Origin of the sequence: Streptomyces sp. NPDC088157, assembly GCF_044741545.1 — a bacterium.
Classification (GTDB): Bacteria; Actinomycetota; Actinomycetes; order Streptomycetales; family Streptomycetaceae; genus Streptomyces.
Genome location: NZ_JBIUSU010000005.1, coordinates 1 through 23,626 on the forward strand (window position 1 = coordinate 1; position 23,626 = coordinate 23,626).

A 23,626-nucleotide genomic window follows, 5' to 3' on the forward strand; every position below is an offset into this window, starting at 1 on the left:
GTTTCCGACTCTATCAGATCTTTTCTCGACCCGATTTCCTCGGTGCTTTCCAGGTTCTCGCTTTCGCGTTTCCCTTTCCGGCGGTTCCGACTCTACCAGATCCTTTCGGCGCTGATTCCCAGTCAGAGGGGGCTTGTCTTCCCGGCTGTTGGGCCGTTCCGACGAGTGAGACTTTAGCGGATTCCCGGCCCCCGAAGCCAATCGGGGGCTGCGTCCTTTCGAACGCGGATTCCTCATTTCGCGAATACACATGCCGACGACACGACAGCAGACGAATCGACTGCTTGCCGAGAAGTGGTTGGTACCTGCGGAATGGCTGTCCGGGGACCGACCGGGGTCGGCGCTCACGTCGGACAACTCGGAGAACACTACGTATCCGGCCGGGGTGTGTCAACTCATGCCCCTCGGGCACCCCGGAGGCGTACTCTGACGGACGTGACTACGCGTACGTGCACCCAGCTGTGGTGGGCCGCCTGACGGGCGGCCGTACTCACGTATGTACTCAACGGCCGCCGCTTCGGCGGCCGTTCTGTTTTCCCTCCAGCGTTCCAGGGGGTCGGCCGGCCGGAGCGGCGGCCTCGACCAGGAGGTGGAGAGATGAAGCGGGTCTTCAGCGGGGTCAAGCCGACCGGGCATCTGACTCTGGGGAACTACCTGGGCGCTCTGCGGCAGTGGGCCCAGGTCGACCAGCACCGGGCGGACGCACTGTTCTGCGTGGTCGATCTGCACGCGCTGACCGTGGAGCACGATCCGGCGCGGGTGCGCCGGCTCAGTCGGCAGGCGGCGACGCTGCTGCTGGCGGCGGGGCTGGATCCACAGCTGTGCACCGTGTTCGTACAGAGCCATGTGGATGAGCACGCGCGGTTGTCGTATCTGCTGGAGTGCGTGGCCACGGACGGCGAGATGCGGCGGATGATCCAGTACAAGGAGAAGTCCGCGCGGGAGCGGGAGCGCGGGGGCAGTGTGCGGCTGTCCTTGCTGACCTATCCCGTATTGATGGCGGCGGACATCCTTGCCTACGGGGCCGACGAGGTGCCGGTGGGCGACGACCAGTCCCAGCACGTCGAGCTGGCGCGTGACCTGGCGGTGCGGTTCAACCAGCGGTACGGGCACACGTTCGTGGTGCCGAGGGCGACGCATCCGGCGGTGGCGGCTCGGGTGATGAACCTCCAGGAGCCGACGTCGAAGATGGGCAAGAGCGACGACTTCGGGCCCGGGATCGTCTATCTGCTGGATGAACCCGAGGTGGTGCGCAACAAGGTCATGCGGGCCGTCACCGACAGTGGGCGGGAGGTCGTGTACGACCGGGCGGAGCGGCCGGGGCTCGCCAATCTGCTGGAGATCCTCGCCGCGTGCACGGATGGGGACCCGGAGGCCCTGGCCGGTGGGTACGCGTCGTACGGCGCCCTGAAGAAGGACACGGCCGACGCGGTGATCGAGGTCCTGCGGCCCGTGCAGGTCAGGCACAGGGAACTGTGCGCGGATCCCGTCCAGGTGGAGGGAGTGCTGCGGGGCGGGGCGGAGAAGGCCCGGGCGATGGCCCGGCCGGTCGTGGACAGCGCCTATCGCGCGATCGGGTTGCTTCCGCCGGCGACGGAATCGGTCACGGACCGGGTGCTGAACGCGGCGCGGTAGGCGCGTGGGCTGGTGGCGAGGCGCGACGCGAAGTGCTGGCGCATCGTGACCTCGCTGCCGAAGCCGGAACGCCGGGCCACCTCGGGCATGGGGAGGTCGGTGCGTTCGAGGAGTTTCTGGGCCGCGGCGATGCGCTGGTCGAGGAGCCAGCGCAGGGGTGTCGCGCCGGTCGCGGCGGTGAAGTGGCGGGCGAAACTGCGCGGGGACATGCCGGCCCGTACCGCCAGGTCGGCGACGGTGAGGGGTTCGTGCAGGTGGCGCAGGGCGTGTTCGCGTACGGCGGCGAGGGTGTCGGCGTCCCGGTCAGCGCGGGGGGTGGGGTGTTCGATGAACTGGGCCTGGGTGCCGGTGCGGAAGGGGGCGGTGACCATCGAGCGGGCGATGGTGGCGGCCGCCTCGGCGCCGTGCGAGCGGCGGACCAGGTGGAGGCAGAGGTCGATGCCGGCTGCCGTGCCGGCGGCGGTCCAGATGTTGTCGTCCTCTATGAAGAGGGCGTCGGGTACGACGGTGACCCGGGGGTGGTGCGTGCGGAGGAGGTCGATCAGGTTCCAGTGGGTGATCGCTCGGCGGCCGTCGAGGAGGCCGGCCTGGGCGAGGGTGAAGGCGCCGCCGCAGAGGGCCGCGAGGGTGGTGCCTCGGGCGTGTGCGCGACGGAGGGCGTCCAGGACGGGGGCGGGCGCGGGGGTGAGGTGGTCGTCCAGGCCGGGGATCAGGATCAGGTCGGCTCGGGAGAGCCAGCTGAGGGGACGGTCCGGGAGGAGGGCCAGGCCGCCGCGCATCGGGACGTCGGCGCGGTCGGCGGCGACTCGGCGCAGGTCGAACGCGGGAGCGCCGCGGTCGGTGCGGTCGGTGCCCCAGACCTCGTTGATGACGGAGACGTCGAAGGCGCGGATGCCGGGGAAGGCGACGAGGGCGACCCGGTACGCAGGCTTCATGGATGGCAGTAAACCATCGATCGCTGTCTTTTGACCTTCTGGGGTGCGCGGGGTCCCGGCGGCAGGATCGAGGCATGGATATCGCGGAGAACGCAGCGCTGGTGGTCGTCGATGTGCAGAAGGGCTTCGAGGAGCTGGACTTCTGGGGGGCGCGGAACAATCCCGGGGCCGATGACAACATCGCGGCGCTGATCGACGTATGGCAGGGGTCGGGGCGGCCGGTCGTGTTCGTGCGGCATGACTCGGTGAAGCCGGGATCGCCGTTGCGGCCCGGGTACGAGGGGAACGACTTCAAGGAGTACGTGGAGGCGCGGCGGGGGAAGGGTTCCGGGGCCGAGTTGTTCCTCACCAAGACGGTGAACTCGGCCTTTCTCGGGACGCCGGATCTGGGTGCCTGGCTGACCGCGGAAGGGATCTCGCAGATCGTGGTGGCCGGGATCCAGACCAACATGTGCGCCGAGACGACGGCGCGGATGGGCGGCAATCTCGGGTACGACGTGCTGTTCGCGTACGACGCGACGTACACGTTCGGCCTGGAGGGTCCGTTCGGCTGGCGGCGGAGTGCGGAGGAGCTCGCGCAGGCGTCGGCGGTGTCCCTGCACGGGGGCGGGTTCGCCCGGGTCGTGACCACGAAGGAGATCGTGGGGGCGGCCGGCGCCTGACCGCCCCGCGCTGTTCCCGTGGTGGGGGTCAGTCCTTCTTGCCGGAGGCCAGTTCGCGGCTGCGGTCGCGGGCGGCCTCGAGGGCGGCGATGAGGGCGGCTCGTACGCCGTGGTTCTCGAGTTCGCGGATGGCGTTGATGGTGGTGCCGGCCGGGGACGTGACGTTCTCGCGGAGCTTGACCGGGTGTTCGCCGCTGTCGCGGAGCATCGTGGCGGCGCCGATCGCGGACTGGACGATGAGGTCGTGGGCCTTGTCGCGGGGCAGGCCGAGCAGGATGCCGGCGTCCGTCATGGCTTCGACCAGGTAGAAGAAGTACGCCGGGCCGGAGCCGGAGAGGGCGGTGCAGGCGTCCTGCTGGGACTCGGGAACGCGGAGGGTCTTGCCGACGGCGCCGAAGATCTCCTCGGTGTGGGCGAGGTGGGCGGCGGTGGCGTGGGTGCCGGCGGAGATGACGGACATGGCCTCGTCGACGAGGGCCGGGGTGTTCGTCATGACGCGGACGACGGGCGTGCCGGTGGCGAGACGCTCCTCGATGGAGGCGGTGGTGATGCCGGCTGCTCCGCTGATGACCAGGCGGTCGGCGGGAACGTGCGGGGCGAGCTCGTCGAGGAGGGTGCCCATGTCCTGCGGCTTGACCGTGAGAATCAGGGTGTCCGCGGTCTTGGCGGCCTCGGCGTTGGTGACGGGGGTGACTCCGTGGCGGGTGCGGAGTTCCTCGGCTCGTTCCGGGCGGCGGGCGGTGACCAGGAGGTCGGCGGGGGCCCAGCCGCCTCGGATCATGCCGCTGAGGAGGGCTTCGCCGATCTTGCCGGTGCCGAGGACTGCGACTTTCTGGGTCATGGTGCGGGGTCCTCCGGAGGGGTGCGTCGTCCGTCGTCCGGGGTCATCCTCGCACCGGGGGCGGGGGGTCGGCCTGGGTGTCCGGTGGGCGGACTGCTGTTTTCCCGCCCCCGCCGCCCCGTCCCGTTCCCGTCCCTGGGGCTGTGCCCCCGGATCTCCTTTCGGCCCTGCACGGGGCTCGTCCTCAAGCGCCGGACGGGCTGGGAGGGTCACGCGGTGCGCCGTCGCAGGGTCGCCGCTCCCAGGCCCAGGACCAGGAGGGCGCAGCCGCCGACGATGAGGACGTCTCGTACGAAGGTGGCCGTCATGTCGGTGTGGGTGAGGACCTCGTTCATCCCGTCTACCGCGTACGACATGGGGAGGACGTCGGAGAGGGTCTCCAGGGCCGGGTGCATGGTGTCGCGGGGGGCGAAGAGGCCGCAGAGCAGGAGCTGCGGGAAGATCACCGCCGGCATGAACTGGACCGCCTGGAACTCCGAGGCCGCGAAGGCCGAGACGAAGAGGCCGAGGGCCGTGCCGAGGAGGGCGTCGAGGAGGGCGACCAGGAGGAGCAGCCAGGGGCTGCCCGTGACGTCGAGGTCGAGGAACCAGACCGCCAGGCCGGTGGCCAGGGCCGACTGGATGATCGCGAGGGTGCCGAAGGCGAGGGCGTAGCCGGCGATCAGGTCGCCTTTGCCCAGGGGCATGGCGAGCAGGCGTTCGAGGGTGCCCGAGGTGCGTTCGCGCAGGGTGGCGATGGAGGTGACCAGGAACATCGTGATCAGCGGGAAGATGCCCAGGAGGGACGCGCCGATGTTGTCGAAGGTGCGCGGGCTGCCGTCGAAGACGTAGCGGAGCAGGAACAGCATCACGCAGGGGATGAGGACCAGCAGCGCGATGGTGCGAGGGTCGTGTCGCAGCTGGCGCAGCACCCTGGCCGCGGTGGCGGTGGTGCGCGAGACGCTCAGGGCGCTGGTGGGCAGGGGGGCCGGGACAGGGGCGGGAGCTTCGGCGGCGGGTGTCGTCGTGGTCATCGGGTCGTCTCCTTGGTTCGGTTCTTCTTGGTTCGGTTCTCCGTTCGGTTCTCCTTCGTGCCGGTCGCCTTCGTGCCGGTCTCCTTCGTGCGGGCCGCTTCCGTGGCCGCGTCCACCAGGTGCAGGAAGGCCGCCTCGACCGTGTCGGCGCCGGTGCGGGTGCGCAGGGCCTCGGGCGTGGCGTCGGCGAGGATCTCGCCCTCACGCATGAGGAGCAGGCGGTGGCAGCGCTCGGCTTCGTCCATGACGTGGGAGGAGACGAGAAGGGTCGCGCCTCGGGTGGCGGCGAGATCGTGGAAGAGGTTCCACAGGTCGCGGCGGAGGACGGGGTCCAGGCCGACGGTCGGTTCGTCGAGGACGAGGAGTTCCGGGGTGCCCAGGAGGGCGACGGCGAGCGAGACGCGGTTGCGCTGGCCGCCGGAGAGATTGCCGGCGAGGGCGTCGGCGTGGGTGGTGAGATCCACGTCGGCGATGGCCCGGGTGACGTTCTCGTGGCGCCGGTCCGCCGCCGCGCGGCCCGGATCGAGGATCGCGGCGAAGTACGCGAGGTTCTGGCGGATCGTCAGGTCGTCGTAGACGGAGGGTGCTTGGGTGACGTACCCGATGCGGGTGCGCAGGGCGGGGTGGCCGGCGGGGTGGCCCAGGACGTCGAGGGTGCCGGTGGCCTTGGCCTGGGTGCCGACGATGGAACGCATGAGGGTCGACTTGCCACAGCCGGAAGGGCCCAGCAGGCCGGTGATCTGGCCGCGGGGGACGGTGAAGTCGAGGGTGCGCAGGACCGTGCGTGGGCCTCGGACGACGGTCAGGGTCTCGGCTCGTACGGCGGGGGCGGCGGGTGGTGTGACGGCCGGGGCGGCGGGCTGGGTGACGGCTCGGGCCTCGCTCGTGTCTTCGCCGGGTGGGCGGGGATCGGCGTCAAAATTCATCATGCGATGAATAATGGTCGGGGTGCACTGGGTCGTCAAGTGCGCGGGCGTGCGGCGGTGCGGCTGGAATCGGATGCCCTGTTCATTCGCTTCGGGTGTTCACCGGGTCGGCACAGGAACCCGGCGCCCGGTCGATCCGGTTCCCCCGTGCGTGGCCGTCGCCGTGGCCTCCGGTGCGCCCGCCGGACTGGGGTGGTCACCGGCGTCGTCGGCCGGCCGATCGCGCTCGGGGTCGCGGCGGTGGCGATCGTGGTGGGGAATCCGTTCGAGGGGGTGTGGGGTGTGGGGTGTTGGTCGGGTTGGCGCCGGCTGTGACGAAGACGGCTTGGGAAATCAGCCATGTGCACGCCTCGGCGTCGAGACGGAGGGCAGGGGGCGTCGGGCTGGTCGTACGAGTGCTGGGGCATGCGACGTTTCGTTCCTGCGGCTGCTGGTGCTGGAGCTGGAGCTGGAGCTGGAGCTGTTGGACGCGCTGGACGTCGCGTTGAACGGGTTGGACGTCGCGTTGGCGCGCTGGACGCGCTGCCGCACGACCGCGCGGTGCGGCTGGAGTTGGGCGGGCTGCGACAGGTGGATCGCGCGTGTGCGGCGGCGGCCCTTGGAGGGGGGCCACCGCACGGGAGAGGAGGGGGCCGCAGGGTCAGGGGCGGGTGGGGTCAGGGGCGGGTGGGGTCAGGGGCGGGTGGGGTCAGGGGCGGGTGGCGAGCAGCAGTTCGACGTCGTAGGTCTCCTCCACGGTGCCGTGCGGGAAGGCCTGGAGAAGGTGCGTGCGCTCCTCTTCGAGGAAGGCGTCGCTGACCTCCTCGTCCTGCACCAGGAAGCCCGAATGGCTGCCGATGTTGGCCAGGTGGGTGTCGACGGAGACGTGGCGGCTCCAGCGGACCTGGCGGCGGGCCAGGTCGAAGGGGCCGGTCGAGTCGCGGGCGGCTCGGTCGACGCCCGTGTTCTTCTCGACGGCGGGACGGATGCCGAAGTGCCGGTGGATGCGGTCCGACTGGGCGGCGATCCATGACACGTCCAGGGCGTCGGTGTTCCACCACAGCGCCAGCGCGCCGCCCGGGCGCAGGACGCGCAGCGCCTCCGGGACCGAGCGGGCCGGGTCGGTCCAGTGCCAGGACTGGGCGTAGGTGAGGAAGTCGAGGGAGGCGGTGGCCAGGGGCAGGCGGTTGCCGTCACCTCGGACGATCGGCACTTCGGGGAGGGCGTGGCGGAACTGTGCGGCCATGCCGTCGCCGGGCTCGACGGCGACGACCTCGGCGCCGCGGGCGTGCAGGAGGGCGGTCGCGATGCCGGTACCGGCCCCTATGTCCGCGACCCGGGCGCCGGTGAGGGGGCGGCCTGCGAGGTCCTCGATCGTGTCGAGGAGGGCGGTCGGGTAGGAGGGGCGGTTTGCTGCGTACTGGGCCGCGGCGGAGTTGAAGGAGTGGGCCCGGGTGGTGTGCGAGGACGTCTGGGAGGGAGAGGGAGAGGAGGTGCGGGAGGAGGCTGTCATGGGGACATGGTGGCCAGGAGTGGTCGGTGACGGTAACGGATTCAGTGCCGCGTGCTGGATCCGAGCAACCTGAAGGACTTCCACGGCGCCAAAGGGGCCCGGTTCCTGGGGTGGTGGGCCCTCGGTCAGGGGTGGTGGGTCCTCGGTCAGGGGCGGTGGGGAAGGGGTCAGGGGGTGGTGGGGAAGGGGTCAGGGGGTGGTGGGGAAGGGGTCAGCCGCGGCGGCGCTTCTTCGACGGGTTGCCCGTGCGACGGGTCGAGCGGCGTTCGTGCCGGTGGCGGGCCGCGTCGTACTCCGCGCGGTGGAGTTTCTCGCCGGGGGCCTCGGTGAGGGTGCGGAAGAGGTAGGCGAGCAGCGAGCCGACGAAGCCGACGGCCAGCAGGCCCCGCAGTGAGGCCTGACGGTCGGGGTCGTGACGCTTGGTGAAGCCCTCCCAGGTGTGGCGGAAGGCGAGGGCGGTGCAGACCGCGAACATCACGACGACCAGGGGCGTCACGAAGCTCCCCAGGTCGGCGATCGCGATGCCCTGGTAGGCGAAGCGCAGGACGAGGCAGGAGCCCGTGACGGCGGCGAGCGAGCCGACGGACACGGCGATGCGGCGGGCCGCGTAGCCCTGGAGGCCTGGATCGTGGTTCACCCAGGTGGTGCCGAAGAACCGGAGAGGCTCCGGACGGGGCCCTGTGCCTCCGGGGCTTTCTGTCCGGCCTGAGGCGGTGTCGGCCTCAGTGGTGGGGGCGGCCGCCTGGCCTGCGGCGGTGGCCGCCTGGCCTGCGGAAGAGCTCGATGGACTGGTGGGGCTGCCGAGGGAGCGCGCGGAGGCGCCCCGGGGGCCTGCCGAGGTGTCCCGCAGGTCGGCCGGACTGTCCGAGGTGCCGTTTTCGTCGCTCACGGGACGATTATGGCTCCGGGTGGGGACGGACTCTCGGGTGGGTTGCTCGGAGGCCGGGGCGGGGCTGGTACGAGGGCTAGGGCGAGGGCGGGGCCGGGGCCAGGGCGAGGCTGTCCAAGGCCGGGCCGGAGCCGGAGCAGGGCCGAGCCCGGACCGAGGCCGGGACCGAGGCCGGGACCGAGGCCGGGACCGAGGCCGGGACCGAGGCCGGGACCGAAGAGGCTGCCGGCTGCCGGCTGCCGGTCCGGGGTTGCTCCGGTGGTGGAGCTCCGTGGCTGTCGTGCCGACCGCGAACGAGGGCGATCGGAGGTGTGTCGAGGACTTTCAGGACTGTCCGAGGCTGGAGCTGCGCCGACCGGCCGGTCCGAACCGCACCTGGGCGAGGCCGCCCGACCGAGCCTGGACCAGGTTCGGCCACCGGTCACCGGTCACCCCCCCCCGGCCCCCGATCTTCCTGCCCCACCGCCCAGTCGGCCTGAGGCTCGGCCCCGGCCGTCCAGCCGAGTCCAGGCCCAGGCCCAGCTACCCAGCCGACCCGGGGCTTGGGCCCAGCCACCCAGCCGACCCGGGGCTTGGGCCCGGCCACCCGGCCACCCGGCCACCCGGCCGAGCCTGAACCGGGCCCGGCCTGAACCGGGCCCGGGTTCGAGCGTGGCCGAGGCCGAGCGTGACCCGGCCCGAGCATGATCGAGGCCTGGCGTGGCCGGGACCTGGCGTGACCGAAATCGGCCGGGACCTGGCGTGACCGGGATCGGCCGGGGCCGGAATCTGGCCTGGTTTCAGGCGCAGTGGGCGGCCACGTAGCCGTCGCTGCCCGTTCGTACGTAGGCGTCCGAGACGAACTGGCCGCCGGCGATGTTGTCCCAGATGTTCGTCGTGCCGTACGGGCCCGTCACCGAGGTGCCCGGGGTCTGGCAGAAGATCGGGACCCTCGTGTCCTCGGCCAGGACCTTGACGACCGGGTAGCCCGTGCCGGGGCCGCTGCGGACGTTCAGCCGGACACCCGGGGCGATCGGGTAGTAGGTGAGGGCCGCCGTGACGGCCTCCGTCGTTTCGCCGCTCGCGACCTCTTCCACACGGTCGACAGACATGTAAGAACTCCCCCCGTCGGACCCCATGACTGCCATGGGGCCACGTTGATTCCCCTGAAACACGCAATGAAACACATGTACAGAATTCGCACACGGAGGCTAGCAAGCCGCCTCGGTCCCGGACGAGTCATCGACTAGGCTCCGTGCGTCGCGCGCGCGGTTGAACAGCACGGGGGTGGTCCATGACGCCACAGCGCAACGCCGGAGCGGGCGCGGAAGCGGAACTTCCGGAGTACGCCGGTCATTACCGCCTGGAGGAGCGTCTGGGCTCCGGCGGCATGGGTGTGGTGCACCTGGCCCGGAGCACCTCCGGGATGAAGGTCGCGGTGAAGGTCGTACACGCCCAGTTCGCCAAGGACCCCGAGTTCAGGGGCCGTTTTCGGCAGGAGGTGGCCGCCGCCCGGCGGGTGAGCGGGGCGTTCACCGCACCCGTCGTCGACGCCGATCCGGAGGCCGAGCGGCCCTGGATGGCGACCCTGTTCATTCCCGGCTCGACGCTCGCCGAGCAGGTGAAGCGGAACGGGCCCATGCGCTCGGGTGAGTTGCGGCGGCTGATGGCCGGACTCGCGGAGGCGCTGCGGGACATCCACCGGGTCGGGGTCGTGCACCGGGATCTGAAGCCGAGCAACGTGCTGCTCGCCGAGGACGGGCCGAAGGTGATCGACTTCGGTATCTCCCGGCCGAAGGACAGCGAACTGCACACCGAGACCGGCAAGTTGATAGGTACGCCCCCGTTCATGGCTCCGGAGCAGTTCCGGCGGCCGCGGGAGGTGGGTCCGGCCGCCGACATCTTCGCGCTCGGGTCGGTGATGGTGCACGCGGCGACGGGACGCGGGCCGTTCGATTCCGACAGCCCGTACGTCGTCGCCTACCAGGTCGTGCACGACGAGCCGGATCTGACGGGCGTACCGGGGAACCTCGCGCCGCTGGTGGTGCGTTGTCTGGCCAAGGAGCCCGAGGACCGTCCGACGCCGGACGAGTTGATGCGGGAACTGCGGTCGGTGGCGGCCTCGTACGACACGCAGGCGTTCATACCGTCACCGCGAGTGCTGGAGGAGGCGGGGAAGACAGAGGCGGGTCCGGCCGAGCCGGAGTCCGCGCAGGCGCCGGAACGGGCGGGAGCGAGTGCCGGGGGCCGGCGTCGGCGGATGGCCCTCGCGGCCGGCGCGCTGGTCGTCGTCCTCTCGGGCGGCGCGCTCCTCGCCACGCAGCTGCCCGGCGGGGACGACACGGGCAAGGGCGCGCGGGGCAGCGCGGGCGGCTCGCACTCCGCGTCGTCCGCCTTCGCCCCCTGGAGCACGCGACCGGCGAAGAGCGCGACCGGCGCCGCCGCGGGTACGGGCACGGGCGGGATGCCGCAGTGCGTCTACGACGCGCGGCGGCTGCTCTGTGTCCAGTCCGGGCTGGTGTCGGCGCTGGACGCGTCGGACGGGCGCGTCCTGTGGCGGCACGTCCTCTCCGACGACGACGGCCCGAGCCAGGCGCCGGTGCCAGCGGGCGGGCTGGTTCAGGTGATCACGCACTCGGGCAAGCGGCTGGAGGCGCTCGACCCGGCGTCGGGCGCCACGCGCTGGCAGCGCGACCTCTCGAAGTACCCGGGTGTCCGCAGCGTCGGCGGCACCCTGTTGCTGACCGCTGCCGACGGCACGGTGACCGGGGTGGACGCCGCGACGGGGAAGCCGGTGTGGAGCCGGCGCGTTCCGGGGCTGAGCGAGCCGTACTTCATGGCGTTCCCCGACGACCCGTTGGCGTACGTGACGAGCACGTCGGACCACGGGCGCACCCGGATCACGGCCGTGGATCCCGCGACCGGGAAGGTGCGGCTGGAGGAACGGCTCAGCGGCACGCTGACTCTCGTGGGCACCACGGACGGCAGCCTCGTCCTGCTGAGCCAGGGTGGCGAGTACGGCACGGTCGACGCCGTGGTCCGGTACTACCCGCAGGACAAGGTGTCGCTGCGCGTGAGCCTGGGCGTCGCGCTCCAGGAGGCGCGGGTCACCGTGCAGGGCGACCGGGTCTATCTCCTGGCCTTCGACGGATCACTCGTGGCCGTCGACACGGTCGCGGGCAAGCAGATGTGGTCCCTCCAGACGTCCGTGAGCCGGGGCTCGGCGCCGACCGCGGACGGCGAGCACGTCTACTTCAGCGGTGCCGACGGGCGTCTCCTCGCCGTGGACGCCGAGAAGGGCAAGCTCGTCGGGCAGACGGCACTGCGGCTCGGCGCCGACTCGGACGAGGTGGTGGCCACGCTGCCCTCACCCGAGACGGTCGACGGCCGTGTCTTCGCGGGCGCTCCCGACGGAACCGTCTTCGCGGTGGACGGGCGGGACCCGGCGGACTGGTGAGAACGGACTGCCGGGGCACGCGCTGGTGAGACGCGGGCCGGTGAAACGCGGGCCGGCGAGACGCGGGCCGGCGAGACGCGCCGAGGGCCGCCTCCGAACGGAGGCGGCCCTCACAGCAGCGCTTGACTCGACCACCCGGTGGTGGGGTCAGCCCAGCTTCGACACGTCCCGCACCGCGCCCTTGTCGGCGCTCGTCGCCATCGCGGCGTAGGCGCGCAGCGCGGCGGACACCTTGCGCTCGCGGTTCTTCGGCGCGTAGACCCCGCCGAGGGCCGCCTCGCGCCGGGCCAGCTCGGCGTCGTCGACGAGGAGCTCGATCGTGCGGTTCGGGATGTCGATGCGGATGCGGTCGCCGTCCTCGACGAGCGCGATGGTGCCGCCGGAGGCCGCCTCGGGGGAGGCGTGGCCGATCGACAGGCCCGAGGTGCCGCCGGAGAAGCGGCCGTCGGTGATCAGGGCGCAGGTCTTGCCGAGGCCGCGGCCCTTGAGGAAGGACGTCGGGTAGAGCATCTCCTGCATGCCCGGGCCGCCCTTGGGACCCTCGTAGCGGATGACGACGACGTCGCCGTGCGTCACCTGCTTGTTGAGGATCTTCTCGACGGCCTCTTCCTGCGACTCGCAGACGACCGCCGGGCCCTCGAAGGTCCAGATCGACTCGTCGACGCCCGCCGTCTTGACCACGCAGCCGTCGACGGCGAGGTTGCCGCGCAGGACCGCGAGGCCGCCGTCCTTGCTGTAGGCGTGCTCGGCGGAGCGGATGCAGCCACCCTCGGCGTCCTCGTCCAGCGCCTCCCAGCGCTCGGACTGGGAGAAGGCCTCGGCGGAACGGACGCAGCCGGGGGCCGCGTGCCAGAGTTCGAGCGCCTCGGGCGAGGGGGAGCCGGCGCGGACGTCCCACGTCTTCAGCCAGTCCGCCAGGGACGGGCTGTGGACCGAGTGCACGTCCTCGTTGAGCAGACCCGCGCGGTGCAGCTCGCCGAGCAGGGCGGGGATGCCGCCGGCGCGGTGCACGTCCTCCATGTAGTACGTGCGGTTCTTCGCCACGTTCGGCGCGACCTTGGCCAGGCAGGGCACGCGGCGCGAGACCTCGTTGATCTCCTCCAGGCCGAACGGGACGCCCGCTTCCTGGGCGGCGGCCAGCAGGTGGAGGATCGTGTTGGTCGAGCCGCCCATCGCGATGTCGAGGGCCATCGCGTTCTCGAAGGCCGCGAGGGTGGCGATGTTGCGGGGCAGGACCGTCTCGTCGTCCTGCTCGTAGTACCGGCGGGTGATGTCCATCACCGTGCGCCCCGCGTCCTCGTACAGCGCCCGGCGGGCCGTGTGGGTGGCGAGGACCGAGCCGTTGCCGGGGAGGGAGAGGCCGATGGCCTCGGTCAGGCAGTTCATCGAGTTGGCGGTGAACATGCCGGAACAGCTGCCGCAGGTCGGGCAGGCGTTCTCCTCGATACGGAGGATGTCCTCGTCCGAGATCTTCTCGTTCACGGCCTCGGACATCGCGTCGACCAGGTCGAGCGTGCGGACCGTGCCGTCGACCAGGGTGGCGCGGCCGGACTCCATCGGGCCGCCGGAGACGAAGACGGTCGGGATGTTCAGGCGCAGGGCCGCGTTCAGCATGCCCGGGGTGATCTTGTCGCAGTTGGAGATACAGATCACGGCGTCGGCGCAGTGGGCCTCCACCATGTACTCCACGCTGTCCGCGATCAGGTCGCGGGAGGGCAGGCTGTAGAGCATGCCGCCGTGGCCCATCGCGATGCCGTCGTCGACGGCGATCGTGTTGAACTCGCGCGGGATGCCGCCGGCCGCGGTGATCGCCTCGCTGACGATCCGGCCGACCGGCTGGAGGTGGGTGTGTCCGGGCACGAACTCGGTGAAGCTGTTCGCCACCGCGATGATCGGCTTCCGGCCGATGTCCGCACCGGGTACACCGGAGGCGCGCATAAGGGCGCGGGCGCCCGCCATGTTGCGACCGTGGGTGACTGTGCGGGACCTCAGCTCGGGCATCGTCGCTCGCTCCTTCAGACAGATAGGGCTGCTATTGAGCGTACGCCGGTCATCCAGGGGGCGGGACGGGGTGTCCGGAATACGGGATGGATGTCTCGGCGGCACCGCCGTTCACGGCTGGGTCAGGTGTCCCTGTACGACCGGTGCCACGCGCGCGATGATCAGCTCCAGGTCCGCCGAGGCCAGCGGCTCCACCCTGATCACGTACCGCAGCATCGCGCAGCCCACCAGCTGCGCCGCCGCCAGCTCGGCGCGCAGCTCGGCGTCCGGCAGGTCGAGCTGCGCGGCGATGCGGCGCAGCAGCTGCGAGGCGACCAGGCGGCGGAAGACGGCGGCCGCGGTGTCGTTGTTCACGGCGGAGCGCACGATCGCCAGCAGCGGCTTGCGGGTGGTGGGGTTCTCCCAGACGCCGAAGATGAAGCGGGCGAGCCGCTCGCCGACCTGGTCCAGCGGCCCGTCGGCGACCGCCTCGGGGGCGTTGAGCGCGGGGGCGAAGGCGACCTCGACGGCCGCCTCGAAGACCTGTTCCTTGGTGCCGAAGTAGTGGTGCACCAGCGCCGGATCCACACCGGCCGCCTTCGCGATCCCGCGTACGGACGTCTTGTCGTAGCCCCGCTCGGAGAACTCCTCGCGGGCGGCCGCCAGGATGAGGTCGCGGGTGTCCGCCGACTCCGCGCGAGGGGGACGGCCGCGCTTGCGGGCGGTGACGCCGGTCATCGGCGGGGCACCTTCGCCGCGGAGGACGTGGGCGGCGACGCGGCCGGTGACGAGGAGGCCAGGTGCAGGCGGGTGAAGGCCAGCGCCTCCGCCAGATCGGCCTCACGTTCGGCGCTCGACATCGCGCGCCGCGTGTTGACCTCGATGACGACATGCCCGTCGAAGCCGGTCAGCGCGAGCCGTTCCAGCAGCTCGGCGCAGGGCTGGGCGCCGCGGCCGGGGACCAGGTGCTCGTCCTTCGCCGAACCGTTTCCGTCGGCGAGGTGGACGTGGCCCAGGCGGTCGCCCATGCGGTCGATCATCTGCATCGCGTCGGCGCGGGCCGTCGAGGCGTGGCTGAGATCGATCGTGAAGTGCCGGTAGTCGTCCTTGGTGACGTCCCAGTCCGGCGCGTACGCGAGCATCTCGCGGTCGCGGTAGCGCCAGGGGTACATGTTCTCGACGGCGAACCGTACGTCCGTCTCGTCCGCCATCCGCCAGATACCGGTGACGAAGTCCCGCGAGTACTGCCGCTGCCAGCGGAACGGCGGGTGGACGACGACCGCGCTCGCGCCGAGCTTCTCCGCCGCCGCGCGCGCCCGCTGGAGCTTGATCCACGGGTCGGTCGACCACACCCGCTGCGTGATGAGCAGGCAGGGGGCGTGGACGGCGAGGATCGGGATGCGGTGGTAGTCGCTGAGTCTGCGCAGCGCGTCTATGTCCTGGCTCACGGGGTCGTTCCAGACCATGACCTCGACGCCGTCGTACCCGAGGCGCGCGGCGATCTCGAAGGCCGTCGCCGTCGACTCCGGGTAGACCGAGGCAGTCGACAGGGCGACCTTCGCATCCGGGATCCGCACGACTGGCTCTGCCATGGGGGACAGGTTACGGGGTGCGGTCGCCCAGGTGCGGGGCTCCCGGCCGCCGTTGTGGTGTTCGCCACGGACAGGCGCGTACGGCGTGGTCGCTCGCGCCCCCCGGCGGAGCCGCCCGTGTCACGGCCCCGTGCCCCGCAGGCTCGTTACGCCGACGCCATGTGATCGAGTTTGCGCAGAATGACGCCCTCCCTGAGCGCCCAGGGACAGATCTCGAGGTTCTCCACGCCGAAGAGGTCCATCGCCCCCTCCGCCACCAGCGCGCCCGCGAGGAGCTGGTTGGCGCGGCCCTCGGAGACACCCGGGAGCTCCGCTCGCTGGGCCGTCGTCATCCCGGCCAGGCGGGGCACCCAGGCCTCGAGGGACTCGCGCTTGAGCTGCCGCTGCGTGTACGGGCCGTCGACGGACCGGGCGGCGCCGGCGATACGGGCGAGCTGCTTGAACGTCTTGGACGTGGCGACGACGTGGTCGGGGGCGCCGAAGCGCTTGAACTCACCGACCGTGCGGGCGATCTGCGCGCGGGCGTGGCGGCGCAGGGCTCGTATGTCCTCGGCGTCGGGCGGGTCGCCGGGCAGCCAGCCCGCGGTGAGCCGGCCGGCGCCGAGCGGCAGCGAGACGGCCGCGTCGGGCTCCTCGTCGATGCCGTAGGCGATCTCGAGGGAGCCGCCGCCGATGTCCAGGACCAGCAGCTTTCCGGCGGACCAGCCGAACCAGCGACGGGCGGCGAGAAAGGTGAGCCGGGCCTCCTCGGCGCCGGTGAGGACCTGGAGCTCGACACCGGTCTCGGCCTGCACGCGCGCGAGGACGTCGTCGGCGTTGCTGGCCTCGCGCACGGCGGAGGTGGCGAACGGCAACAGGTCCTCGACGCCCTTGTCCTCGGCGGCCTGGAGGGCCTCCTTGACCACGGTGATCAGTTTGTCGACGCCCTCGGGGCCGATCGCCCCGTCCTCGTCGAGGAGTTGGGCAAGGCGCAGCTCCACCTTGTACGAGTGCGCGGGCAGGGGGCACGCGCCCGGGTGGGCGTCCACCACCAGCAGATGCACCGTGTTCGATCCCACGTCGAGGACACCGAGTCTCATGGAGGGAACGCTACTGCCCAGCGGGCGATCCAGGTTGTGCGGGGCGAAGCCCCTCGTGAAGGGTGGTGGTCGGGTGGCGGGCGGGACGTCCCCGAAGAGGCTCCTGGCGACTTACCCTGGACGAGTGCCCAAGACGAACAAGGCGAAGACCGACAAATCCACCGACGGTCCTTCGCGTGCGAAGCCGGTGAAGCCACCGAAGAAGTCGAACAAGGCCAAGGCGTCGGAAGCGAAGGCCCTGGCGGCCAAAGCTCTGGCCGCGGACGAGACGGGCCTCGATTTCGCGCGCGCGTGGGTGGAGTTCCCCGACCCGGCCGACGACGAACAGGTCTTCCGGTGTGATCTGACCTGGCTGACCTCCCGCTGGAACTGCATCTTCGGCAGCGGCTGCCAGGGCATCCAGCCGGGCCGCGCGGCCGACGGCTGCTGCTCGCTGGGCGCCCACTTCTCCGACGAGGACGACGAGAAGCGCGTCGCTGGGCATGTGGCACGGCTCACGCCGGACATCTGGCAGCACCACGCCGAGGGCACCCGGAACGGCTGGGTCTCGGAGGACGAGGAGGGCTCCCGACAGACCCGCCCGTTCAACGGCTCGTGCGTCTTCCAGAACCGCCCCGGTTTCGCGGGCGGCGCGGGCTGCTCGCTGCACATCCTGGCCCTCAAGGAGGGCCGCGAGCCGCTGGAGACCAAGCCGGACGTCTGCTGGCAGCTGCCGGTGCGGCGGACGTACGACTGGATCGACCGGCCCGACGACACGCGCGTGCTCCAGGTGTCGATCGGTGAGTACGACCGTCGCGGCTGGGGCCCGGGCGGCCATGACCTGCACTGGTGGTGCACGTCCGCGACCTCGGCACACGGCGCGGGCGACCCGGTGTACGTCTCCTACCGCCCGGAGCTGACCGAGCTGATGGGCAAGGCGGGCTACGACCGCCTGGTCGAGCTGTGCGAACAACGCCTCGCCTCGCAGCTCCCGCTGGTGGCACCGCATCCGGCCGATCCGACGGCTGCGACGGGCGCGACGGGCGCGACGGGCGCGACGGGCGCGACGGGCTGACGCTCCGGGCCACCGTGCACGTGAGCTTCTTCCTGGCTCTCGTGCTCCTGGGATCCCCCGGGCTCACGGGCTCCTGGCCTGTGCCGGCCGCCGAGATCCCGGCCGGGCGGCCGGGCGGTCTTCGGTGACCGGGCGGCTGGGCGACCGGGCCGTCTTCGGTCACCGGGGCGTCTTCGGTGACCGGGACGTCACGGGTCTTCGGTGGCCGGGCCGCCTTCGGTGACCGGACGTTCTCCGGTGGCCGGGCGTTCTTCGGTGACCGGACGTTCTCCGGTGGCCGGGCCGCCTTCGGTGACCGGACGTTCTCCGGTGGCCGGGCGTTCTTCGGTGGCCGGGCGTTCTTCGGTGGCTGCGGATTTCGGAGCGGCCGGCGGCGCCACCGGTCGGGCGGCCGCCCCGAGGTCGAGACCCGGGGGCGGCGCCCGTGCGTCCCGCGTGCCCTACGGCGCGTCCCGCATGCTCTGGTGCCGCGCGCCGACACGGTCGGCGCGGTCCGTGATCCCTATGACGTCGCCGGGCTCGGGGGGCCGTTGTCGTCGGTCGGCGGAGGGCTCGCCTCCGAGGCGGTCGGGGACGGGTCTCCGGGGACGGGTTCCGGACCAGAGGAGGTCGGGGGGTCGGTCGGGGCCGGGGTCGGGTCCGGGGAGGACGGCGCCGTGGGCGTCGGTTGCGGGTCGGTCGCCGGAGGCGGCTCGCCGGGGCCCGGACCGTTGCCGGGGGCCGAGGGGCCGGATGCGGTGCCGTAGCCCTCGATGGAGACCACGGCGCCCGCCGGCGCGATCGCCACGCGCGCGTGCCACTGCCCGGAGGGCTCGCGGAGGTGATCGACGTACACCTTGATCGTCACCGACTCGCCGGGCTTCAGGCTGCCCGTGGAACGGCTCAGATAGAGCCAGGAGGCCGCCGTGGTGGCCGACCAGCGGATCGGACCGTCGCCGCCGGCGCCCGCGGTGAGGGTGATGAGAGTGGTGTCGCCGCTGTTGGCGGCCGTCACGGAGAGGTGGCCGACGGCGCTGTCGCCGAGTCCGGTGACGCTGACGACCTCCACCGAGACATCGGGGCCGTTGTTCTTCGTGGGACCGCTGCCGGGGCGGGTGCTGGCGTTACCCGCGTTCTCGTAGCCGCCGACCGTCTCACCGTCGAGGCTGTCGGTGCCGTGCGCCTCGCTGGCGCTGGCCGAGCGGCCCTCGACCCCCTCCCCCGTCGGTGTGCCCCGGTAGGCCGCCCACAGGGCGAGCACCGGAGCGGCGACGACGGTGGCGACGACGGTCGTCGTGACGGCACGCGCGCGTAGCCGCTCGCGGCGGGCGGCACGGTCCTTGGGATCCATCGGGAAGCCCCGCCGGTCGTAGCGCGGCGCCGCGGCGCCCCGCGCGCGGGTGAGATGGGCCATGGCCGCGTGCAGCTCCGCGCGGGGAGCTTCCAGCACGGGCAGCTCGGCGGGGGTGACCCCGGCGCCGGGCCAGCGGCCGGGCGCGGCGCGTTCGGCGGTCCGGCGACAGCGCGGGCAGTCGTCGACGTGCCGGACGAGTTCGCGGCGCAGGGCGGCGCTGAGCACGAGCCGGTGCTCGCCGGTGAGGCGGGCCACCCCGGGACAGCCGCCGGTCTCGACGACGGCGAGCGCCGCGCGCGTGCGCTCGACCTCGCAGGCGGCGGAGGCGAGCAGTTCGCGGGCTGCGGCGAGATCCTTGCCGAGGATGGCGGCGACCTCGTGGGCGGCGAGGTGGTGGCGTACGGCGAGCTCGAGCGCCTCGCGCTGCTCCGGGGTGGTGCCGGCGGCCTCCGGCCAGGCGAGCAGGGTGAGTTCGCGCCGTCGCCGCTCCATGGCCTGGTCGGAGGCGGTCGGGGCTGCCGCCGTGGTGGACGCCGTGGGGGTCGTGGCCGTCGCGGGCCTGGTGCCGGGTTGCCGGCGGGCGCCGTTGCGTGCCGCCGCGTGGGTGCCCTGACGTTTCTGCTTGGCCTCGGTGAGCTTGCGCAGACAGGCCCAGCGGGCGAGCGCGTACAGCCAGGCCCGGCGGTCGCCCGCCGCGTCGGGAGCGCGCTGGCCACGCCGTTCGGCGAACACCAGGACGTCACCGAGGGCGGCGGTGGCCGCGTCGTGGTCGCACAGGACGGACAGGCAGTAGGTGAACAGACCGTCCAGGTACGGCTCGTAGCGCGCGGGAGGCCGCTGTGCGAGCGTGCGCGCCGCAGCGCCGTCACGCGCCTCCCGGTGCGCCCGGTGTGCGCCGGTCGTTCGGGTCGAGGTTTCCGGGCTGCTGGTCATCACCCGTGCGACCGTAGGCGGCACGGAACTAGGTCTTCTTGTCCCTTGAGTCCTTTTAATCCGTATGGGTGAAACGATCCCTCAAAAGGGCACAGGGGAGGGGGGTCCCCTAGCCCGTTCGTGACCAGGCGTGGCCGATTCGCCAGGGCGCGGGTCCTCTCCGCTGCCGGCGCGGGCCCTGGCGCGGGACGGCGACGGGGCCGTCCAGAACGGCGCCCGGCGGGGTCGGTCGTCCACAGGGCGGTCCGGCTGTCAGTGGCGGCGGCTACGGTTTCCCCATGGCTGCCCGTACGAAGACCACCAAGGACCGTCCGTCCTACCGCTGCACGGAATGCGGCTGGCAGACGGCCAAGTGGCTCGGCCGCTGCCCCGAGTGCCAGGCCTGGGGGACGGTCGAGGAGTACGGCGCGCCCGCGGTCCGTACGACGGCACCGGGGCGCGTCACCACCTCCGCCCTGCCCATCGGCCAGGTGGACGGGCGCCAGGCCACAGCCCGCCCCACCGGCGTACCCGAGCTGGACCGCGTCCTCGGCGGCGGACTCGTACCGGGCGCCGTCGTGCTCCTGGCCGGCGAGCCGGGCGTCGGCAAGTCGACCCTCCTGCTGGACGTGGCGGCCAAGTCGGCGAGTGACGAGCACCGCACGCTGTACGTGACCGGTGAGGAGTCGGCCTCCCAGGTCCGCCTGCGCGCCGACCGCATCGGCGCCATCGACGACCATCTGTACCTCGCCGCCGAGACCGATCTGGCGGCCGTTCTCGGGCATTTGGACGCGGTGAAGCCGTCCCTGCTGATCGTGGACTCCGTACAGACCGTGGCCTCCCCGGAGATCGACGGAGCGCCCGGCGGCATGGCCCAGGTCCGCGAGGTCGCCGGCGCCCTGATCCGCGCCTCCAAGGACCGCGGCATGTCCACGCTCCTGGTGGGCCATGTCACGAAGGACGGCGCGATCGCCGGCCCCCGTCTCCTCGAACACCTCGTGGACGTCGTCCTGAGCTTCGAGGGGGACCGCCACGCGCGCCTGCGCCTGGTGCGGGGCATCAAGAACCGCTACGGCGCCACCGACGAGGTCGGCTGCTTCGAACTGCACGACGAGGGCATTACGGGCCTTACCGATCCAAGCGGACTTTTCCTGACTCGTCGTGACGAACCGGTACCGGGTACCTGTCTGACGGTCACCCTGGAGGGCCGCCGCCCCCTGGTCGCCGAGGTGCAGGCCCTCACCGTCGACTCGCAGATCCCCTCGCCCCGCCGCACCACGTCCGGCCTGGAGACCTCCCGGGTCTCGATGATGCTGGCCGTTCTGGAGCAGCGCGGCAAGATCAGCGCGCTGGGCAAACGGGACATCTACTCGGCGACGGTCGGCGGCGTGAAGCTCTCGGAGCCCGCCGCGGACCTGGCGATCGCCCTCGCCCTGGCCTCCGCCGCGAGCGACATCCCGCTGCCCAAGAACCTCGTCGCGATCGGCGAGGTGGGCCTCGCGGGCGAGGTCAGACGGGTCACGGGCGTTCAGCGCAGGCTTTCGGAGGCACACCGCCTGGGCTTCACTCACGCGCTCGTGCCGGGCGATCCGGGCAAGGTCCCGGCGGGCATGAAGGTTCTGGAAGTCGCGGACATAGGGGACGCCCTGCGGGTCCTGCCGCGCTCCCGTCGACGAGACGCCCCACGGGAGGCGGAGGAGCGCCGGTAGACTTTGCCCTGGTCTCGCCCGTCCGTACGAAACGAGTGCGCGAAACGGGAACGTCCCAGACCTGTGACCGGAGGAGTGCAGTGGCAGCCAACGACCGGGCGGCAGCTCCCGGAAAGTCCGGTGGGAGTTCCGGTGCCGAGGGCCTGATGCGCGCCGCGCTGAGCGCGGTGGCTCCCGGCACGGCCCTGCGCGACGGCCTGGAACGGATCCTCCGCGGCAACACCGGCGGGCTCATCGTGCTGGGTTCCGACAAGACGGTCGAGGCGATGTGCACGGGCGGATTCGTCCTGGACGTGGAGTTCGCGGCCACGCGCCTGCGTGAGCTGTGCAAGCTCGACGGCGGCATCGTGGTCTCCTCCGATCTGTCGAAGATCCTCCGGGCCGGCGTCCAGCTGGTGCCGGACCCCACGATCCCCACCGAGGAGACGGGCACCCGGCACCGCACGGCGGACCGGGTCAGCAAGCAGGTCGGCTTCCCGATCGTCTCGGTCTCCCAGTCCATGCGTCTGATCGCCCTGTACGTCGACGGACAGCGCCGCGTCCTGGAGGACTCGGCCGCGATCCTGTCCCGCGCGAACCAGGCACTGGCGACCCTGGAGCGCTACAAGCTCCGCCTGGACGAGGTCGCGGGAACGTTGTCAGCGCTGGAGATCGAGGACCTGGTGACGGTCCGGGACGTCTCCGCGGTGGCCCAGCGCCTGGAGATGGTGCGCCGCATCGCCACCGAAATCGCCGAATACGTGGTCGAACTGGGCACGGACGGGCGTCTGCTCGCCCTCCAGCTCGACGAGTTGATCGCGGGCGTGGAACCGGAACGCGAGCTGGTGGTCCGGGACTATGTGCCGGAGCCCACGGCCAAGCGGTCCCGCACGGTCGACGAGGCGCTGTCCGAGCTGGACGCGCTCAGCCACGCCGAACTGCTCGAACTGTCCACGGTGGCCCGCGCGTTGGGCTACACCGGCTCCCCCGAGGCCCTGGACTCGGCGGTCTCGCCCCGCGGCTTCCGTCTCCTGGCGAAGGTGCCTCGGCTGCCCGGCGCGATCATCGACCGCCTGGTCGAGCACTTCGGCAGCCTCCAGAAGCTCCTCGCCGCGAGCGTCGACGACCTCCAGACGGTGGACGGCGTGGGCGAGGCAAGGGCCCGGAGCGTCCGCGAGGGCCTGTCACGGCTGGCCGAGTCGTCGATCCTGGAGCGGTACGTCTAGTCCGGTCTAGTCGTCGTCCAGTACGAACGACGTCTGCGCCTTGGCGAACCCGGGAGCCTTCGCCTCCACCAGATACGTACCCGCTCCGGCGGCCCCCGCCGGAGGCGTCGCGCACTTCGGGGCGCTCGGCTTGCGGTCCCACTTCACGGTGTACGTGAAGCTGTCCCCGGCCGGCACCCGGTACAGCAGGCTGCCGGACGTCTTGGGGCAGTCGGCGGACGACCAGTAGTCGTCGGATCCGCCCGTCTGAGTGATCGTCAACACCGCGGACTTCGGACCGAGATCGACCTTGCAGTCGCTTCCCGAGCTGTTCTTCGCGGTCAGTTGGAAGGTGGGCGTCCGGTCGGGCGAGTAGGAGTTCTGGACGCTGCGCAGGGTCAACGTGACCGCTCCCGCAGTGCAGTTGGGCAGCGTCGTCCCGACGGGCAGCGTGGTCCCGGTGCCGGTGCCACTGCCACTGCCACTGCCACTGCCACTGCCACTGCCACTGCCACCGTCGCTGCCGCCGCTACCGCTGCCGCTGCCGTTGGCTCCGTCGTCGGTGCCACCGGCGCCCGCCGAGTCACCACCCGAGCCCGAAGCCGACCCGGAACCGCTGGTGGCACCCTCGCTCGACTCGTCGCGCCCGCCCGGGTTCTGGCTGATCGCGGGCCCCGATCCGGACGGTCCCGGCGTGATGGAGGACGCGGGATTCTTGCCGCTGCCGCCGTCGGCGCCGTTGTTCCCGCCGCCCCCGCCCGAGGTCACCACCCACAGGATCAGCAGGGCCAACAGGGCGAACACGGACAGCAGTACGACCCTCCGACGCCAGTAGATGGAGGAGGGAAGCGGCCCGACCGGATTGCGCAGAGATCCCACGGCGCAAACTGTACGAGAGATCGAGGGGTTCGCCGGCCCCACCCGCCGCCAACGGCACAACTTTTCCGGATCATC

At 71.8% G+C, this 23,626-nt stretch carries 19 protein-coding genes; 6 read left to right on the forward strand and 13 right to left on the reverse strand.

Going from position 1 to position 23,626, the window contains the following annotated elements:
• Positions 1 to 597: 597 nt before the first annotated feature.
• Complete coding sequence (trpS, locus tag ACIPFH_RS19990; RefSeq protein WP_401828091.1) at positions 598 to 1,635, forward strand: tryptophan--tRNA ligase; 1,038 nt, start codon at positions 598 to 600, stop codon at positions 1,633 to 1,635.
• Here trpS and ACIPFH_RS19995 read toward each other — a convergent pair.
• Positions 1,563 to 2,570, reverse strand: coding sequence for a GlxA family transcriptional regulator (locus ACIPFH_RS19995; protein WP_401828092.1), 1,008 nt, complete (start codon positions 2,568 to 2,570; stop codon positions 1,563 to 1,565). The genes trpS and ACIPFH_RS19995 overlap by 73 nt on opposite strands.
• A gap of 74 nt (positions 2,571 to 2,644) precedes the next feature.
• On the opposite strand from ACIPFH_RS19995, the gene ACIPFH_RS20000 reads away from it, so the two are divergent.
• Positions 2,645 to 3,232, forward strand: a complete 588-nt coding sequence (locus ACIPFH_RS20000; RefSeq protein WP_401828094.1) for a cysteine hydrolase family protein — start codon at positions 2,645 to 2,647, stop codon at positions 3,230 to 3,232.
• 28 nt (positions 3,233 to 3,260) lie between these two features.
• Here the strand turns inward: ACIPFH_RS20000 and proC are convergent, their stop codons facing one another.
• From proC to ACIPFH_RS20030, 6 genes are all read right to left on the reverse strand, one after another.
• Positions 3,261 to 4,073 carry a pyrroline-5-carboxylate reductase gene (gene proC / locus ACIPFH_RS20005; protein WP_401828096.1) on the reverse strand — a complete coding sequence of 271 codons (813 nt, stop codon included), beginning with the start codon at positions 4,071 to 4,073 and terminating at the stop codon, positions 3,261 to 3,263.
• 209 nt (positions 4,074 to 4,282) lie between these two features.
• On the reverse strand, positions 4,283 to 5,086 hold the full coding sequence (locus tag ACIPFH_RS20010; RefSeq protein ID WP_401828097.1) for an ABC transporter permease: 804 nt from the start codon (positions 5,084 to 5,086) through the stop codon (positions 4,283 to 4,285).
• Complete coding sequence (locus tag ACIPFH_RS20015; protein WP_401828099.1) at positions 5,083 to 6,015, reverse strand: ABC transporter ATP-binding protein; 933 nt, start codon at positions 6,013 to 6,015, stop codon at positions 5,083 to 5,085. Before ACIPFH_RS20015 ends, ACIPFH_RS20010 begins: the two co-directional genes overlap by 4 nt.
• Positions 6,016 to 6,700: 685 nt before the next feature.
• Positions 6,701 to 7,504 (reverse strand): class I SAM-dependent methyltransferase, encoded by an 804-nt coding sequence (locus ACIPFH_RS20020; RefSeq protein ID WP_401828101.1) that lies wholly within the window; start codon positions 7,502 to 7,504, stop codon positions 6,701 to 6,703.
• A 211-nt stretch (positions 7,505 to 7,715) separates the two neighbouring features.
• Entirely contained in the window at positions 7,716 to 8,354 is a 639-nt protein-coding gene (locus ACIPFH_RS20025; protein ID WP_401829201.1) for an EamA/RhaT family transporter, read from the reverse strand.
• Positions 8,355 to 9,172: 818 nt separating this feature from the next.
• Positions 9,173 to 9,484 carry an SH3 domain-containing protein gene (locus ACIPFH_RS20030; protein ID WP_356252506.1) on the reverse strand — a complete coding sequence of 104 codons (312 nt, stop codon included), beginning with the start codon at positions 9,482 to 9,484 and terminating at the stop codon, positions 9,173 to 9,175.
• Between the two features lie 182 nt (positions 9,485 to 9,666).
• On the opposite strand from ACIPFH_RS20030, the gene ACIPFH_RS20035 reads away from it, so the two are divergent.
• The gene (locus tag ACIPFH_RS20035; RefSeq protein ID WP_401828103.1) at positions 9,667 to 11,829 is read left to right on the forward strand and encodes a serine/threonine-protein kinase; all 2,163 of its coding nucleotides are present in this window, start codon (positions 9,667 to 9,669) and stop codon (positions 11,827 to 11,829) included.
• A gap of 147 nt (positions 11,830 to 11,976) precedes the next feature.
• Here the strand turns inward: ACIPFH_RS20035 and ilvD are convergent, their stop codons facing one another.
• The 4 genes from ilvD to ACIPFH_RS20055 form a co-directional block, all read right to left on the reverse strand.
• On the reverse strand, positions 11,977 to 13,830 hold the full coding sequence (ilvD, locus tag ACIPFH_RS20040; RefSeq protein WP_401828105.1) for a dihydroxy-acid dehydratase: 1,854 nt from the start codon (positions 13,828 to 13,830) through the stop codon (positions 11,977 to 11,979).
• A 111-nt stretch (positions 13,831 to 13,941) separates the two neighbouring features.
• Positions 13,942 to 14,547 (reverse strand): TetR family transcriptional regulator, encoded by a 606-nt coding sequence (locus ACIPFH_RS20045; protein WP_356252497.1) that lies wholly within the window; start codon positions 14,545 to 14,547, stop codon positions 13,942 to 13,944.
• Positions 14,544 to 15,401: a sugar phosphate isomerase/epimerase family protein gene (locus ACIPFH_RS20050; RefSeq protein WP_401828106.1), complete on the reverse strand. Its 858-nt coding sequence runs from the start codon at positions 15,399 to 15,401 to the stop codon at positions 14,544 to 14,546. The genes ACIPFH_RS20045 and ACIPFH_RS20050 overlap by 4 nt, the downstream gene beginning before the upstream one ends.
• 146 nt (positions 15,402 to 15,547) lie before the next feature.
• The gene (locus tag ACIPFH_RS20055; RefSeq protein WP_356252491.1) at positions 15,548 to 16,480 is read right to left on the reverse strand and encodes a Ppx/GppA phosphatase family protein; all 933 of its coding nucleotides are present in this window, start codon (positions 16,478 to 16,480) and stop codon (positions 15,548 to 15,550) included.
• Positions 16,481 to 16,667: 187 nt separating this feature from the next.
• Here ACIPFH_RS20055 and ACIPFH_RS20060 point away from each other — a divergent pair, with 187 nt between their 5' ends.
• Positions 16,668 to 17,534: a hypothetical protein gene (locus tag ACIPFH_RS20060; protein ID WP_401829203.1), complete on the forward strand. Its 867-nt coding sequence runs from the start codon at positions 16,668 to 16,670 to the stop codon at positions 17,532 to 17,534.
• Between the two features lie 502 nt (positions 17,535 to 18,036).
• Here ACIPFH_RS20060 and ACIPFH_RS20065 read toward each other — a convergent pair.
• Positions 18,037 to 19,800 carry a hypothetical protein gene (locus tag ACIPFH_RS20065; protein ID WP_401828108.1) on the reverse strand — a complete coding sequence of 588 codons (1,764 nt, stop codon included), beginning with the start codon at positions 19,798 to 19,800 and terminating at the stop codon, positions 18,037 to 18,039.
• A gap of 278 nt (positions 19,801 to 20,078) precedes the next feature.
• Between ACIPFH_RS20065 and radA the strand changes: the two genes are divergently transcribed.
• Both radA and disA read left to right on the forward strand, forming a co-directional pair.
• Positions 20,079 to 21,488 (forward strand): DNA repair protein RadA, encoded by a 1,410-nt coding sequence (gene radA / locus ACIPFH_RS20070; RefSeq protein WP_356252486.1) that lies wholly within the window; start codon positions 20,079 to 20,081, stop codon positions 21,486 to 21,488.
• Positions 21,489 to 21,568: 80 nt separating this feature from the next.
• Complete coding sequence (disA, locus tag ACIPFH_RS20075) at positions 21,569 to 22,693, forward strand: DNA integrity scanning diadenylate cyclase DisA (protein ID WP_356252483.1); 1,125 nt, start codon at positions 21,569 to 21,571, stop codon at positions 22,691 to 22,693.
• A gap of 6 nt (positions 22,694 to 22,699) precedes the next feature.
• Here disA and ACIPFH_RS20080 read toward each other — a convergent pair whose 3' ends face one another.
• Positions 22,700 to 23,551 carry a hypothetical protein gene (locus ACIPFH_RS20080; RefSeq protein ID WP_401828110.1) on the reverse strand — a complete coding sequence of 284 codons (852 nt, stop codon included), beginning with the start codon at positions 23,549 to 23,551 and terminating at the stop codon, positions 22,700 to 22,702.
• Between the last annotated feature and the right edge of the window lie 75 nt (positions 23,552 to 23,626).

Coding starts and splice junctions, on each gene's coding strand:
- trpS (WP_401828091.1), top strand. CDS start 598: ATGAAGCGGGTCTTCAGCGGGGTCAAGCCGACCGGGCATCTGACTCTG.
- ACIPFH_RS19995 (WP_401828092.1), bottom strand. CDS start 2,570: ATGAAGCCTGCGTACCGGGTCGCCCTCGTCGCCTTCCCCGGCATCCGC.
- ACIPFH_RS20000 (WP_401828094.1), top strand. CDS start 2,645: ATGGATATCGCGGAGAACGCAGCGCTGGTGGTCGTCGATGTGCAGAAG.
- proC (WP_401828096.1), bottom strand. CDS start 4,073: ATGACCCAGAAAGTCGCAGTCCTCGGCACCGGCAAGATCGGCGAAGCC.
- ACIPFH_RS20010 (WP_401828097.1), bottom strand. CDS start 5,086: ATGACCACGACGACACCCGCCGCCGAAGCTCCCGCCCCTGTCCCGGCC.
- ACIPFH_RS20015 (WP_401828099.1), bottom strand. CDS start 6,015: ATGATGAATTTTGACGCCGATCCCCGCCCACCCGGCGAAGACACGAGC.
- ACIPFH_RS20020 (WP_401828101.1), bottom strand. CDS start 7,504: ATGACAGCCTCCTCCCGCACCTCCTCTCCCTCTCCCTCCCAGACGTCC.
- ACIPFH_RS20030 (WP_356252506.1), bottom strand. CDS start 9,484: ATGTCTGTCGACCGTGTGGAAGAGGTCGCGAGCGGCGAAACGACGGAG.
- ACIPFH_RS20035 (WP_401828103.1), top strand. CDS start 9,667: ATGACGCCACAGCGCAACGCCGGAGCGGGCGCGGAAGCGGAACTTCCG.
- ilvD (WP_401828105.1), bottom strand. CDS start 13,830: ATGCCCGAGCTGAGGTCCCGCACAGTCACCCACGGTCGCAACATGGCG.
- ACIPFH_RS20045 (WP_356252497.1), bottom strand. CDS start 14,547: ATGACCGGCGTCACCGCCCGCAAGCGCGGCCGTCCCCCTCGCGCGGAG.
- ACIPFH_RS20050 (WP_401828106.1), bottom strand. CDS start 15,401: ATGGCAGAGCCAGTCGTGCGGATCCCGGATGCGAAGGTCGCCCTGTCG.
- ACIPFH_RS20055 (WP_356252491.1), bottom strand. CDS start 16,480: ATGAGACTCGGTGTCCTCGACGTGGGATCGAACACGGTGCATCTGCTG.
- ACIPFH_RS20065 (WP_401828108.1), bottom strand. CDS start 19,800: ATGACCAGCAGCCCGGAAACCTCGACCCGAACGACCGGCGCACACCGG.
- radA (WP_356252486.1), top strand. CDS start 20,079: ATGGCTGCCCGTACGAAGACCACCAAGGACCGTCCGTCCTACCGCTGC.